This is a genomic window from Pseudomonas sp. ADAK18, from assembly GCF_012935695.1.
GTDB lineage: Bacteria > Pseudomonadota > Gammaproteobacteria > Pseudomonadales > Pseudomonadaceae > Aquipseudomonas.
This window is the reverse complement of the sequence record NZ_CP052859.1, coordinates 2,234,140-2,247,515: the sequence shown is the minus strand read 5'-3', so window position 1 is coordinate 2,247,515 and position 13,376 is coordinate 2,234,140. Positions and strand designations below refer to the sequence as shown.

The window sequence follows — 13,376 nt, the reverse complement described above, 5'->3', positions numbered from 1 at the left end:
CCACCCCACGGGGGCAAGCCCCCTCGCCACAGGGCCAGTGTTCGTTCTTAACTGACCTCAGTACCCGCTGCCCGCCGCAGCATTCCCCGCCACAATCGCAACCCCCGAACTGCTACCCAGCCGCGTAGCACCGGCCTCGATCATTGCCACCGCCGTCGGATAATCCCGCACCCCACCCGATGCCTTGACCCCAACCCCCTCGCCCACGACTTTGCGCATCAACGCCACATCCTCAACCGTCGCACCGCTGCGGCTGAATCCGGTAGAGGTCTTGACGAACGCCACCCCCAATTCCCGGCAGATTTCACAGGCCTGGATCTTCTGCTCATCGGTAAGCAGGCAGGTTTCCAGAATCACCTTCAAGGGCACCGCGCCACACGCCTGATGCACCTGGGCAATATCGTCACGTACCAGGTCCAGCAAACCTTCTTTCAACCAGCCAATATTGAGCACCATGTCGATCTCCCCTGCCCCGGAGGCTATCGCGCGTTGGGCTTCAAAGGCCTTGGTGTCGCTCAAGCCGGCGCCCAGTGGAAAGCCAACTACCGCGCAAATCACCACCGCATCACCGCTCAAGCATGAAGCGGCATAAGGCACCTGCGCCGAGTTCAGGCACACCGAATAAAACCCATGTTCCTGGGCCTCTTCACACAACGTGCGAATCTGCTGCCGGGAGGCATCTGGCGCCAACAAGGTGTGATCGATGTAGCTGGCCAATGCTGCAGGTTGAAGATTCTTCATTTAGCGTGCCCTTGCCTGTATGTTGCCAATGATCATGCGACGCCGTATCGGGTGATCGCACAAATACGTTACAATATTCACATATAATGTTACTTATACAACACCAATAATCAAGCCCTGGAATGCCTGTGGACAGTAAAAAAGCCGAGCGACTCAAGCTTATCCAGCAAGCCCTGCAGGACCAGGACGCCATCCACCTGCGGGAAATGGCGGCCCTGCTGGATGTTTCCGAGATGACCCTGCGCCGCGACCTGAACCACTTCAGCGATCATCTGCGGTTGTTGGGCGGCTATATCACTCGGGTTGGCAGTGATGCCGGTGACTACCGCGTGGCCGACCAGGACACCCGTCATGTCGAGGAAAAACGCCGTATCGGCAAACTGGCCGCCCGGCTGATCCAGCCCGGTGACACGGTGTTTTTCGACTGCGGCACCACCACGCCCTTTGTCATTGATTTCCTGCCTGATGAGCTGGAGTTCACTGCGGTGTGCAGCTCGCTGAACGTGCTGCTCAAGCTGTACAACAAACCCAATTGCCACATCGTCATGTGTGGCGGCACCTTTCATCGCCAGAACCAAGTGTTCGATAGCACCGCCGAAAGCAGCATCCTCGACAATGTACGGCTGACCTGGGCCTTTGTTTCCGCCGCAGGAGTCAGCCAGGAATTCGGCGTGACCTGTTTTAACTTCAACGAAGTGCAGGTCAAGCAAAAGGTCCTGCGCCAGGCCCAGCAGCGGGTGTTGCTGGCCGACTTCAGCAAGTTCGACACCGTGCGCACGGCTCACTTCGCCACGCTGGAAGACTTCCAGTACGTGGTCAGCGACAAGAAAATCCCCCGTAACTATAAAGATGCCATCGAAGCCAGCGGCGCGCAGTTACTGATTTAACCCAGCAGTACGTGCCGCTCTTTGGCGCTCAGGTAGCCGGTGGTCACGCTGAAAGCAGCACTGGCCCCGGGCGCCAGGGAACGCACATTGCCCTTGGCTTTCTCGGCGTTGTAACCCTCCGGTTCACAGGTAGACGGCAGGACAAACGCCGCCACTTGTTGATCCGGGTTATGCAGAACCCAGCGCGCCGCATGTTCGAACTGTTCAGGTCGATAGCGCGTGTAGAACGCGGCGCCGCCGGGATGATCCAGCAGAAAATGCGCCTGTCCCAGGGCATCGGTGCCCACACCATCGAAGAAAAACACAATCTCTGGGTCATACAGCCCAGACTGATCCAGTTGCGCCAACTGCTGCGGATGCTCGGCCAATTGCACCATATAGGCGCTCCAGTCCGGCGTCGGCTTGACGTGATCCGGCACGCTGCTGCGCAAGCGCAGGCGCTCCATGCCTAGTGGTTCGACGAACCGCCCGCCGTCGACGTAGGCGTAGTTCATATGGGCCATGTACATCAGCTCCATGGGTTTGCCGGCCAGATTGGTCACGTCCATGGAGATATCGAACAGCGCCGAGCCGGCCCGCAAGGTGACGCTGGGGCGAGCCCGGTAGCGATCACCGAAGCCCTGGGCGTATTCATACTCGCCACCCAGGCGCAGCCAGCCGTCGTCGATTTCCAGCCAGGCCGTGTCCATCGGGGCGCACGGCATCTCACCATGCAAGGCGTGATCATCCGTCGGCGCCGGACAGCCGTTGCGCAGCAAGCCACTGTGGAACATGAAGCAGCCATACGTGCCGATCACCGTGGGGCTCGGCCGAGGCTGGTCGAACAAGTTGGTCATGGTCAGATCACAGCCATCGAACACGGCCGACCAGATCATCTGCCCCTGATACGGCAACACCACCAACCGTCCCCGGCTGTTTTCCAGGCTCAGGGCCAGGACGCCGGACGGATAGGCCCAAGCGCTGACCTTGAAATCTGCTGACTGCAGCAAGGTCTTTTCCTGCTCGCCAAACAGCGCTCGATACAGCGGAATACGCGTACTCATGAGGCCACCGCCGCGGCACCTGCCGGCAGTTTGTCCGACTGGCGCAGGCACTTGAGGGCATACATCACAATCACGATAAAGCACAGCAACGGTACGCTGTAAGCCAGTTGCATATTGCCGCCGCTGGCATCCGACAGCAGGCCCTGGAAGATCGGGATCACTCCGCCGCCGACAATGCTCATCACCAGCAGCGAACCGCCGACACCGGTGTCTTCACCCAAACCGTCGATGGTCAGGCCATAGATAGTCGGCCAGCACGGGCCGAGGAAAATGCTCACGCCCACCGCCGCATACACCGCCGAGATGTTCGGCACCAGGATCGTATAAGCCAGCAGCACAATGCACAGCACGCCGTAGATCGCCAGGACCTTGGCCGGATGCAGCCGGCGCATCAGCAGGTTGGCAATCATCTTGCCGACGAAGTACGCGGCAAACGTAGTCAACAGGAACCACGAGGCACTGCGCTCGTTCATGCCGCCCATTTGCATCGCCAGGCGAATAGTGAAGCTCCACACGCCCACTTGGGCACCGACGTAGAGAAACTGCGCCAACACGCCAAAAGTGAAACGCGGGTTACGCCACAACCGGCCAAGACTCTGGCGCACGCTGCTACGCTTGCCATCGGGTTTCTGGTTGCCTTTGCAAGCGGGGAAACGGGTGAAGGCAATCAGGATGAACATCAGCACCAGCACCGCAATCATCCATTTGTACGGCAACAGCGTGGACTGGATCATTTGCAGTTGTTGGATTGCTGCATCCGAAACACTCATCTGCTTGAGTTGATCGGTGGTGGCGTCGGTGTCCTTGAACATCACAAAGCTGCCGACGTACACACCGGCCATGGCACCAAACGGGTGAAAGGTTTGGGAGATGTTCAAGCGCCGAGTCCCGGTTTCCCGTGGGCCCATTAAGGTCGAATAGGTATTGCAGGCGGTTTCCAGGAACGACAGGCCGGCAGCGATCACAAACAGCGCCAGCAGGAACATGCCGTACTTGGCCGTCGACGCCGCCGGGAAGAACAACAGGCAACCCAGCATGTACAACAACAAGCCGATCAGGATGGTGCTTTTATAGCTGAACCTCCGCACCACCATTGCCGCCGGAATCGCCACGAAAAAGTAGCCCAGGTAGAACGCCGACTGCACGAATGCCGTCTGGAAATCGCTGAGCAGGAAGGCCTTCTTGAAGTGAGCAATCAGCACGTCGTTCATGCTCGCCGCCGCCGCCCACAACGCAAAAATGCTGCACAACAGGATAAAAGCGAACCAGGGCGTGCGGTTCAGGTAAAAACCATCGGGTGTCTGTTGCAGCGCAGGTTTGTTCATTATTGTTCTCCGGGCTGGGTTGAGGGTGTTACCGCTGTTGCTGGAAGCGCGCGAAGGCCTTGCGATCGGGGTAGGACGTCTGGGTGCCAAGGGCCGTGACCGAACAGGCGGAATAGGCCACGGCCTGCTCCATTGCCCGGCGAATATCACCGTCGTGGTTCCAGTGCTGGATAAAGCAACCGATGAAGGCATCCCCGGCGCCTGTGGTATCCCGGGCCGCAACGCGTAGGCCATTGACCTGGAACTCACCCTCCTCCCCTACGTACAGCGCGCCTTCCTGGCCGAGGGTGACAATGACGTGGCGAATACCGCTGGCCACCAAGGTTCGGGCCGCCGCGCGGGCCGAGTCTGGCGAGTCGACGTTCTGCCCGGTAATCAGCGCCAGTTCCGACTCGTTGGGCACCAGGAAATCCAGCTGTGCCAAATGTTCGGCACTCAAGCCCGCCAACGCCGGTGCCGGATTGAGCAGGACGGGAATGCCGTGCTGTCGGCCAAACTCGATGGCGTAGTAGACCGTAGCCAGGTTGATTTCCAACTGCAGCACAATCAGCGAGCAATCGCGCAGGTCGGCGGCCGCCGCGTCGATATCCGCCGGCAGCAAATGGGCGTTGGCGCCTTTGACGATCAGAATACTGTTGTGGGAATCGGCCTGGACGAAGATCGGCGCCACGCCGCTGGAGACACCCGGTACCCGCTGCACATAGCGGGTATCGATGCCAAACCGCTGGAAATTGGCCAAGGTGTTGTCGGCAAACATGTCATCGCCGACTTTGCTGAGCATCAGCACATCGGCCCCCAACTTGGCGGCGGCCACTGCCTGGTTGGCGCCCTTGCCGCCACAACCGAGGGCAAACCCCGGTGCCTCCAGGGTCTCGCCCTGGGCTGGCATGCGGTCAATGTAGGTGATCAGATCCACCATATTGCTGCCGATGACTGCGATCTTGCTCATTGCTATCCCACCTTGTTGCGAGCACGACCAGGCAGGCCGTGACGCTGTTGTTTTGTTATTTAAATAACATTAGGTGTGATTATTCAATCTATTTTTGATGAGCACTGATCAAAGGCTGTAGCCGGCGTTAGAAAGAAGCCGTCAGCAACTCTTGGGTATACGGATGCTGGGGGGACTCAAACACAGTGTTCGCAGCCCCCTGCTCCACCACCTGGCCATCCTTGAGCACGATCAAGTCATGGGCCAGTGCGCGGACCACCGCCAGGTCGTGGCTGATAAACAGATACGTCAGGCCGTATTGCGCCTGCAAGCGACGCAACAAGTCGACGATCTGCCGCTGCACGGTGCGGTCCAAGGCCGAGGTGGGCTCATCCAGCAGGATCAGTTCCGGTTTGAGCACCAGCGCCCTGGCGATGGCAATACGTTGGCGCTGCCCGCCGGAAAACTCGTGGGGGTAGCGATGTCGGGTCGCTGGATCAAGGCCCACCTCTCCCAGCACTTCGATCACGGCGTGCTCACGCTGTTGCGCATTCAAATCGCTGTGCACCTGCAAGCCTTCGGCGATGATCTGCTCCACACTCAAGCGTGGGCTGAGGCTGCCGAACGGATCCTGGAACACCACCTGCATGCGCTTGCGCAGCGGTCGCAACGCCTTGCCACTCAGTCGTTCCAGCGCCTGCCCCTGAAACTCGATGCTGCCCCGGGCATCCAGCAACCGCAGGATCGCCTGGCCAAGGGTCGATTTGCCGGAGCCCGACTCGCCGACAATGCCCAAGGTCTTGCCCCGTTGCAGGCTGAAATCCACACGTTTTACCGCCTGCAGATACGAGGTGCGCAACCAACTGCCCTTGAGGGCAAAGCGTACGCTCAAGTCCCTGACCGTCAGCAAGGTCTCGCCGTCACCCTCGGGTACCGCGCAGCCCCCCGGCTCGGCGTTAAGCAACTCGATGCTGTAAGGATGTTGCGGTGCAGTGAACAATTGCTCACAAGCCGCTTGCTCCACAATCACCCCGCCCCGCATCACCGCCACCCGTTGAGCGATGCTACGAACCAGGTTCAGGTCATGGCTAATGATCAGCAACGCCATGCCCAAACGCAGTTGCAGGTGTTTGAGCAGCACCAGGATCTTGCGCTGCACCGTCACATCCAGCGCGGTGGTGGGCTCGTCGGCGATCAGCAACTGCGGTTCACAGGCCAGGGCCATGGCGATCATCACTCGCTGGCGTTGCCCACCGGACAGTTGGTGTGGATAGGCCTGCAAGCGGTTTTTGCCCTGGGCAATCCCCACCAGGTCCAGCAGCTCGATAATCCGCCGCCGCGCTGCTTCGCCCGCCAGTCCCTTGTGTACGGCCAGGGTCTCGCCGAGTTGCCGCTCGACCGTGTGCAGCGGGTTGAGGGAGTTCATCGGCTCCTGGAAGATCATCGCAATGCGGTTGCCCCGCAGTTGCCGCAGACGCTGGGGCGACGCACCCAGCAGTTCCTCGCCGGCATAGCGAATACTGCCCCGGATGCAGCTGGTGGACGGTTCAAGTAATTGCAGAATGCTATGGGCCGTCACCGATTTACCGGAGCCGGATTCCCCCACCAACGCCAGGCACTCGCCGGGACGAATATCCAGGTCGATGCCATGCACCACTTCACTGCCATTGAACGCCACCCGCAGGTTGCGCAATTCCATCAGGTTCTCGGTCATTTCAAGTTCTCGGATCGAAAGCATCACGGCAGGCTTCGCCGATAAACACCAGCAGCGACAGAATCAACGCCAGCACACAAAACGCGGTCAGCCCCAGCCAGGGCGCTTGCAGGTTGTTTTTCCCTTGGCTGATCAACTCTCCCAGGGAAGCACTGCCGGCGGGCATGCCAAAGCCAAGGAAATCCAGGGCCGACAAGGTGGCAATCGCCCCGGTGAGGATGAACGGCAAGTAGGTCAGCGTCGCGCTCATGGCGTTGGGCAGAATATGCCGCCACATCACCTGGCCATCGCCGACGCCCAGCGCTCGGGCGGCCTTGACGTACTCCAGGCCACGGCTGCGCAGGAACTCGGCGCGTACCACGTCCACCAGGCTGAGCCAGGAAAACAGCGCCATGATCCCCAGCAACCACCAGAAATTGGGCTCGACAAAGCCCGACAGAATGATCAGCAGGTACAGCACCGGCAGCCCCGACCAGACCTCCAGCAAACGCTGCCCGAGCAAGTCGATCCAACCGCCGTAATAGCCTTGCAGCGCCCCGGCAGCGATACCCATCACGGCACTGAGCGCCGTCAACGCGAGGGCGAACAGCAACGAAATACGCGTGCCGAAAATCACCCGTGCCAGCACGTCCCGAGCCTGGTCATCAGTACCCAGCCAGTTCTCGCCGCTTGGCGGGCTGGGCGCCGGTTGCGTCAGGTCAAAGTTGGCGGTGTCGAAGCCGAAAGCAATCGGCGGGAACAGCATCCAGCCGCCCTGCCCTTCGATCAGTTGCTTGACCTGGGCACTGCGATAATCCGGTTGAAACGGCAACTCGCCGCCAAAGTCCTGCTCGACGTAGCGCTTGAAGGCGGGAAAGAACCACTGGCCCTGATACGACACCAGCAGCGGTTTGTCATTGGCCACCAGCTCGCCGCCGAGGCTCAGGGCAAACACGCCGAGAAACAGCCACAGCGACCACCAGCCACGGCGATGGGTCTTGAAACGCGCCCAGCGGCGACGGCCCAAGGGAGACAAGGTCAACATCAGGCAGCCCTCTGGGAGAAATCGATACGCGGGTCCACCAGGGTGTAACACAGGTCCCCCAGCAGTTTTATCAGCAGGCCAAACAGGGTGAAGATGAACAGCGAGCCAAATACCACCGGATAATCCCGGGCGACGGCCGCTTCGTAGCTCATGCGCCCCAAGCCGTCGAGGGAGAAAATCACCTCGATCAACAGCGAACCGCCGAAAAATACCGTCACCAGCGCCTGGGGCAATCCAGCCACCACCAGCAGCATCGCGTTGCGAAACACATGGCCGTACAACACCTGGTGTTCGCTAAGGCCCTTGGCACGAGCGGTTACCACGTACTGCCGGGAAATCTCGCCAAGGAAGCTGTTTTTGGTCAGCAGGGTCAGGGTCGCAAACCCGCCAATCACCAGCGCGCTGACCGGCAACACCAGATGCCAGAAGTAGTCCGCGACCTTGCCCCATGGCGACAGCTGGGCGAAGTTTTCCGAGACCAGGCCACGCACGGGGAACCAGTCCAGGGCCGAACCGCCGCCAAAGGTGATGATCAGCAACAGCGCAAACAGAAAGCCCGGCAGCGCATAGCCAATGATGATCGCCGCGCTGCTCCACACATCGAAGGCCGTGCCGTTATGCACGGCCTTGCGGATCCCCAGGGGAATCGATACCAGGTAGGTGATCAGCGTGGCCCATAAGCCTAGTGACAAGGTCACCGGCAACTTTTGCAGGATCAGGTCGGTAACCTTGGCACCGCGAAAGAAACTCGAGCCAAAATCCAGCCGCGCATACTGCTTGAGCATCAGCCACAGACGTTCCCCCGCGGGTTTATCGAAGCCGTACTGGCGCTCGATATCAGCCAGCAGTTTCGGGTCCAGGCCGCGCGTGGCGCGGGATTCGCCACCCACGGTCTCGACATGCCCGCCCCCTACCGCACCGCTCACACCAATCCCCTGCAAGCGCGCGATGGCCTGCTCCACCGGGCCACCCGGTGCAGCCTGCACAATCACGAAATTGACCAGCAAAATGCACAACAAGGTCGGCACAATCAGCAGCAAACGCCGCAGGCTATAACCCCACATGGGAATAGTCTCCGGTGCGTTTTTGCTGTTGGCCCTGGGTCAAGGCGGTGGGGCTGATCTCCCACCACGTCTCCAGGCCCGCGTCGTACAGCGGCGCCACCTTCGGGCGGCCGAAACGGTTCCACCAGACCGTTGAAATGCCCGGCGGATAGTAGTTGGGAATCCAGTAATAACCCCACTGCAATACGCGATCCAGCGCATGGGCGTAATGCAACATCGTCGTGCGGCTGTCAGCCTGGATCAGCCCGGTGAGTAAGGCATCCACGGCGGGATCGCGCAGGGTCATGTAGTTGTTGGAGCCGGGATCGTCGGCACTTTCACCGGCAAAATAATTGAACATCTCGCGCCCCGGTGCCTGGGACACCGGGTAAGCGTTGACGATCATGTCGTAGTCGCGACTGCGCACCCGGTTGGCGTATTGCGCGGTGTCCACCTGGCGAATATCGAAGCCGATGCCGATCTGTGCCAGGTTGCGCTTGAACGGCAGCAGCAAGCGTTCGAAGCCTTTCTGGCCATTGAGAAAGGTGAAGTGCAGCGCTTCGCCCTGGGCGTTGACCAACTGATCGCCCTGGGGTTTCCAACCCGCCTCTTCCAATAACTTCAACGCTTGCAACTGCAGGCCGCGAATGTTGCCACTGCCATCGGTATGGGGCGGTTGGAACACCTGGGTGAAGACTTCATCGGGGATTTTGCCGCGCCAGGGCTCAAGGATTTTCAGCTCTTCGGCGTCCGGCAGTTGGGTGGCCGAGAGTTCACTGTGGGAGAAATAGCTGCGTTGGCGCAGGTACATGCTGCGCATCATCTGTCGATTGCTCCATTCAAAATCCCACAGCAAGGCAATCGCCTGGCGTACCCGACGGTCCTGGAACAGCGGTTTTTTCAGGTTGAACACGAAGCCTTGGGAACCACGTGCCGCACCGGGGGCCAAGTGTTCTCGCACCAGGCGACCATCGTTTAATGCGGGCCCCTCATAACCGATGGTGTAGGCCGTGGCGGAGAACTCGCGGTTGTAATCATAGGCGCCGGCCTTGAGCACTTGCTGGGAGACGCTGGTGTCGGCAAAGAACTCGACGCTCAAGCGATCGAAGTTGTAGAGGCCACGCGTGACTGGCAGGTCCTTGGCCCACCAGTCCTTGACCCGTTCGAAATGCACGCTGCGCCCGGCATCCACCTGGCTGATCCGATACGGCCCGCTGCCCAGCGGCGCTTCAAAACCGCCACCGTCGGCGAAGTTGCGGGTGCGCCACCAGTGTTCCGGCAGCACTGGCAAAGTCGCCAGGTCCAGCGGCAGGGTTCGGCTCTCGTTGTTCTTGAACACGAAGCGCACTTGCGTGGGCGACTCCACCACCACCTCGGCCACGTCCGCGAACTGCAAGCGGTATTGCAGGCTGCCTTGGGTCGTCAACAGTTCGAAGGTGTAGCGCACATCTTCGGCGGTGATCGGGCTGCCGTCGTCAAAACGTGCCGCAGGGTTGAGGTAGAAGCGCAACCAGCTACGATCCGGCGCCAGTTCCATCTGCTGGGCAACCAGACCATAGACGCTGTAAGGCTCGTCAAATGAGCGATAGCCCAGCGGCGAGTACAGCCAGCCATCGATCTCGGCCACGCCAGTGCCCTTGTCGATATACGGGAGCATGTGGTCGTACTGGCCACTTTCCAGGGAGGAGCGGCTCAGGCTGCCGCCCTTGGGGGCATTCGGGTTGGCGTAATCCAGGTGGGCAAAGCCGGGCCCGTACTTGGGCGCATCGCCGTACACCGTCAGCGCCGGTTGCGGCGTGGCGTAGACGGCCGGGCTTAACCAAAAACACAGTGCCAGGGTGGTCAATCGGCGAAGCATCGGGTTGATCCTCATGCAAGGCGCCGACCCGCTGCACTTATTGGATATGTGCAGCGGGTCGGCGTTTTTTATAGGGCAGGTCTTAGATCCATTGCTTCTTAAAATCAGAAGTTGTAGCTGAGCCGGGTATAGAGAATCCGTCCGAACGGGTCGGCGTATTTCGGGTCGTAGCCGCTCTGGAAGGTGTAGGTCTGGTTGCTGAACGGTGGCTCGCGGTCAAACAGGTTCTTCACGCCGAGGGTGACGGCCAGGGTCTTGCGCCAGGTGTAGGTGCCGGCCAGGTCCCAGACGTTGTAGGAGCCGACGGAGTCGTGGGTGTCACGATCAGAGTCGTGGTAACCGCTGGTGAAGCGGTTGGTCAGGCTCGCGCCCAACGGGCCGTAGTTCCAGGTGCCGGTCAGGCTATGCCGCCAGCGCGCCACGGCGCCCGCCGTAGAGAACTCACCGCCGCGAAAATCACCGAGCTTGTCGATGTACTCGCCCTTGAGCTCTTGCTGATATTTGTATTGGTTGACGTAGGTGCCCTGCAGGCCGAGGCCGAAATCACCGATGGTGGTACTCGGGAAGCGGTAGTCGAAATTGACATCGACGCCGTTGGTCTTGGTTTTGCCCAGGTTGGCAAGGCCGGTGACGATGTGGTCGATCGAACCATCGGCCTTGCGAATCAGGCGTGCGGAGTACTGGTCCGGGTCTTCGAATACCGATGATTCAGGAAACTCGGCGATCTGGTTGGCGATGGTGATCCACCAGAAGTCCAGCCCGGCGGTCAGGCGCTCGATGGGTTGATAGACGAAGCCGAAGGTGACGTTACGCGCGGTTTCCGGGCTCAGGCTGCCGTTGCCGCCGCTTTGCCGGCGGAACTGCTGGGCGCAGTCTCGGTTAGCGATCCCGCCATTGGCCGGGTTACCGCCGGGGCACAGCCGTGGGTCGTTGTGATTGGCCACGGTGTAGCTGGTGTAGGTCGGGTTGTACAACTCATACAGTGACGGTGCGCGGAAACCTTCGCTGTAGGCCCCGCGCACTACCAGCTCTTTGAACGGCTGGAAGCGGAACGAGTATTTCGGGTTGGTGGTGTTGCCAAAGTCGCTGTACTTGTCATGGCGTATGGCGGCGGACAACTCCAAGCTGTCGAGTACCGGCACATTGACCTCGGCGTATTGCGCCGAGACGCTGCGATCGCCGTGCACCGCGCCATTCGGGTCCACACCCAGGCTTTGTACAGTTTCGACAAACTGGGCGAAGTCCTGGTGGAAGTCTTCCTTACGGTATTCACCACCGAGCGCCAAGGCCGATGGGCCTGCGCCAAACCAGTCGCCGATTTCCCGGCTGACGCGTCCGTCGATGGCTTTGACCCGGCCCACGGCCGTTGCGTAGTCACCGTCAACACGGCTGGATGCCAGTAGCGCCCTGCCCGCTTCGGTCTGCGGGCCGAACGGGTTGATCACGCCGTTGGCAATGCCCTGGCTGATGGACTGGTCGTTCACATAGCCGTCGAGGATGGTTTGCACCACTTTGTTCTGGTTATACGAGGCGCCGACGTTGTAGTCCCAACCGGCGGCGGTGCCATCGAAACTCAGCAACAGGCGCTGGCTGACGTTGTCGTCTTCATGCTTGCGTGCCCCGACGTCGGTTTCGCGCCAGTTCACATCCACCGGTTGTGTCGGGTCCAGGGCAAAACCGCTGGGTCCCGGGGTGATGCCATTGCCGGGGTAGTACGGCGTGCCGGGGTTGACCTGATTGCCCATCAGCGTGCCCGGGCCGATTTGCGTGCGGTTTTCGTTGCGGGCCCAGAAATACTCAAGGCTAACGTTGTGATCATCAGCGAGTTTGCCGGTGGCTTTGGCAAAGGCCGAGGTCTTTTCGGTTTCCGGCACCAGGTCCAAGTAGCTCCACAGGCTCTGGCGGCAGATGCCGTTGCGCGATAACAGGCCCGGTGAGTTGCAGCCCGAACCCGCCAATGGGTTGGTGGCGTTGCTGCCCTGGCTCCAGTTGGCCGGCGCAGCAGTGCCCGAGGTGTAATCCAGGCCGCGGCTGGGCTGGTAGTTATAGGTGTAGTCGCGATCCTTGGCGGCCAGGCGGGTCTGTTTGTCGTAGCTGACCACGCCGAACACGTTGAAGCGGTCATCTTCCAGGTCGCCGAAGCCATAGCTGCCACTGAAGTTATGGCTGTCACCGCCACCGCTGTGAGTAGGCGTGTCGTAACCGGTGGAGAGCTGGCCGCCGGTCACGCTTTTCTTGGTGATGAAGTTGATCACCCCGCCGATGGCGTCGGTGCCGTACAGCGCCGAGGCGCCGTCACGCAGGACTTCTACGCGATCAATCGCGGCGAATGGAATGGTGTTCAGGTCCACCCCGGAGCCGTTGGAATTGCTGACGGCGTTGTTGCCCAGACGCCTGCCATTGAGCAGCACCAGGGTCTTGTTCGCGCCGATCCCCCGCAGGTCAGCAAACGATGCGCCACCGCTGCTGGAACCCACGGAGCGCCCTGAGCCAACCGAGGACTGGTTGGCGGAAATGCGGTTGATCAACTCTTCGGTGGTGGTGACGCCCTGCTCGCGCAGTTGCTCGACGCGCAGAATGGTCACGGGGACAGCCGTTTCGGCATCGGCGCGGCGGATGGCAGTACCGGTGACTTCTACTCGTTGTAGTTGGGGCTCGGTGCCGGAGGCCTCGTCGGCCAACGCAGGCATGGCGTTGATGGCCAGCAACAAGGCCATGCCCAGTGGTGCTTCAAGTGGTCTGAATCGTGTCATCGCGACATCCCTGCGGTGTGGTTATGCAGGGATGTGCGTTGGGGGTGGGGTTTTTATAGG

The 13,376-nt window shown here is 60.5% G+C and carries 10 protein-coding genes; 1 reads left to right on the top strand and 9 read right to left on the bottom strand.

Features of this window, described 5'->3' with window-relative positions:
• Nucleotides 1-57 precede the first annotated feature (57 nt).
• The gene (gene deoC, locus HKK55_RS10180) at nt 58-741 is read right to left on the bottom strand and encodes a deoxyribose-phosphate aldolase (protein WP_169354538.1); all 684 of its coding nucleotides are present in this window, start codon (nt 739-741) and stop codon (nt 58-60) included.
• 128 nt (nt 742-869) lie between these two features.
• Here deoC and deoR point away from each other — a divergent pair, with 128 nt between their 5' ends.
• Nucleotides 870-1,628 carry a DNA-binding transcriptional repressor DeoR gene (gene deoR, locus HKK55_RS10175; RefSeq protein WP_169354537.1) on the top strand — a complete coding sequence of 253 codons (759 nt, stop codon included), beginning with the start codon at nt 870-872 and terminating at the stop codon, nt 1,626-1,628.
• On the opposite strand, the gene HKK55_RS10170 is transcribed toward deoR, so the two are convergent.
• From HKK55_RS10170 to HKK55_RS10135, 8 genes are all read right to left on the bottom strand, one after another.
• Nucleotides 1,625-2,671: an aldose 1-epimerase family protein gene (locus HKK55_RS10170; RefSeq protein WP_169354536.1), complete on the bottom strand. Its 1,047-nt coding sequence runs from the start codon at nt 2,669-2,671 to the stop codon at nt 1,625-1,627. The two genes, deoR and HKK55_RS10170, sit on opposite strands and share 4 nt — an antisense overlap.
• Nucleotides 2,668-3,996 (bottom strand): L-fucose:H+ symporter permease, encoded by a 1,329-nt coding sequence (gene fucP, locus HKK55_RS10165; protein WP_169354535.1) that lies wholly within the window; start codon nt 3,994-3,996, stop codon nt 2,668-2,670. Before fucP ends, HKK55_RS10170 begins: the two co-directional genes overlap by 4 nt.
• A gap of 28 nt (nt 3,997-4,024) precedes the next feature.
• On the bottom strand, nt 4,025-4,945 hold the full coding sequence (gene rbsK, locus HKK55_RS10160; protein WP_169354534.1) for a ribokinase: 921 nt from the start codon (nt 4,943-4,945) through the stop codon (nt 4,025-4,027).
• Nucleotides 4,946-5,072: 127 nt separating this feature from the next.
• Nucleotides 5,073-6,638, bottom strand: a complete 1,566-nt coding sequence (locus tag HKK55_RS10155) for an ABC transporter ATP-binding protein (RefSeq protein ID WP_169354533.1) — start codon at nt 6,636-6,638, stop codon at nt 5,073-5,075.
• 1 nt (nt 6,639) lies between these two features.
• Complete coding sequence (locus HKK55_RS10150; RefSeq protein ID WP_169354532.1) at nt 6,640-7,662, bottom strand: ABC transporter permease; 1,023 nt, start codon at nt 7,660-7,662, stop codon at nt 6,640-6,642.
• A complete protein-coding gene (locus HKK55_RS10145; protein ID WP_169354531.1) occupies nt 7,662-8,726 on the bottom strand; it encodes a microcin C ABC transporter permease YejB in 1,065 nt (354 codons plus the stop codon). The genes HKK55_RS10150 and HKK55_RS10145 overlap by 1 nt, the downstream gene beginning before the upstream one ends.
• The gene (locus HKK55_RS10140; RefSeq protein WP_169354530.1) at nt 8,713-10,563 is read right to left on the bottom strand and encodes an extracellular solute-binding protein; all 1,851 of its coding nucleotides are present in this window, start codon (nt 10,561-10,563) and stop codon (nt 8,713-8,715) included. Before HKK55_RS10140 ends, HKK55_RS10145 begins: the two co-directional genes overlap by 14 nt.
• Nucleotides 10,564-10,667: 104 nt before the next feature.
• The gene (locus HKK55_RS10135) at nt 10,668-13,316 is read right to left on the bottom strand and encodes a TonB-dependent receptor (RefSeq protein WP_169354529.1); all 2,649 of its coding nucleotides are present in this window, start codon (nt 13,314-13,316) and stop codon (nt 10,668-10,670) included.
• Nucleotides 13,317-13,376 lie beyond the last annotated feature (60 nt).

What these genes read in the sequence shown, in the direction of transcription:
- deoC (WP_169354538.1), bottom strand. Translation starts at nt 741, where the DNA reads ATGAAGAATCTTCAACCTGCAGCATTGGCCAGCTACATCGATCACACC.
- HKK55_RS10170 (WP_169354536.1), bottom strand. Translation starts at nt 2,671, where the DNA reads ATGAGTACGCGTATTCCGCTGTATCGAGCGCTGTTTGGCGAGCAGGAA.
- fucP (WP_169354535.1), bottom strand. Translation starts at nt 3,996, where the DNA reads ATGAACAAACCTGCGCTGCAACAGACACCCGATGGTTTTTACCTGAAC.
- rbsK (WP_169354534.1), bottom strand. Translation starts at nt 4,945, where the DNA reads ATGAGCAAGATCGCAGTCATCGGCAGCAATATGGTGGATCTGATCACC.
- HKK55_RS10155 (WP_169354533.1), bottom strand. Translation starts at nt 6,638, where the DNA reads ATGACCGAGAACCTGATGGAATTGCGCAACCTGCGGGTGGCGTTCAAT.
- HKK55_RS10150 (WP_169354532.1), bottom strand. Translation starts at nt 7,662, where the DNA reads ATGTTGACCTTGTCTCCCTTGGGCCGTCGCCGCTGGGCGCGTTTCAAG.
- HKK55_RS10145 (WP_169354531.1), bottom strand. Translation starts at nt 8,726, where the DNA reads ATGTGGGGTTATAGCCTGCGGCGTTTGCTGCTGATTGTGCCGACCTTG.
- HKK55_RS10140 (WP_169354530.1), bottom strand. Translation starts at nt 10,563, where the DNA reads ATGCTTCGCCGATTGACCACCCTGGCACTGTGTTTTTGGTTAAGCCCG.
- HKK55_RS10135 (WP_169354529.1), bottom strand. Translation starts at nt 13,316, where the DNA reads ATGACACGATTCAGACCACTTGAAGCACCACTGGGCATGGCCTTGTTG.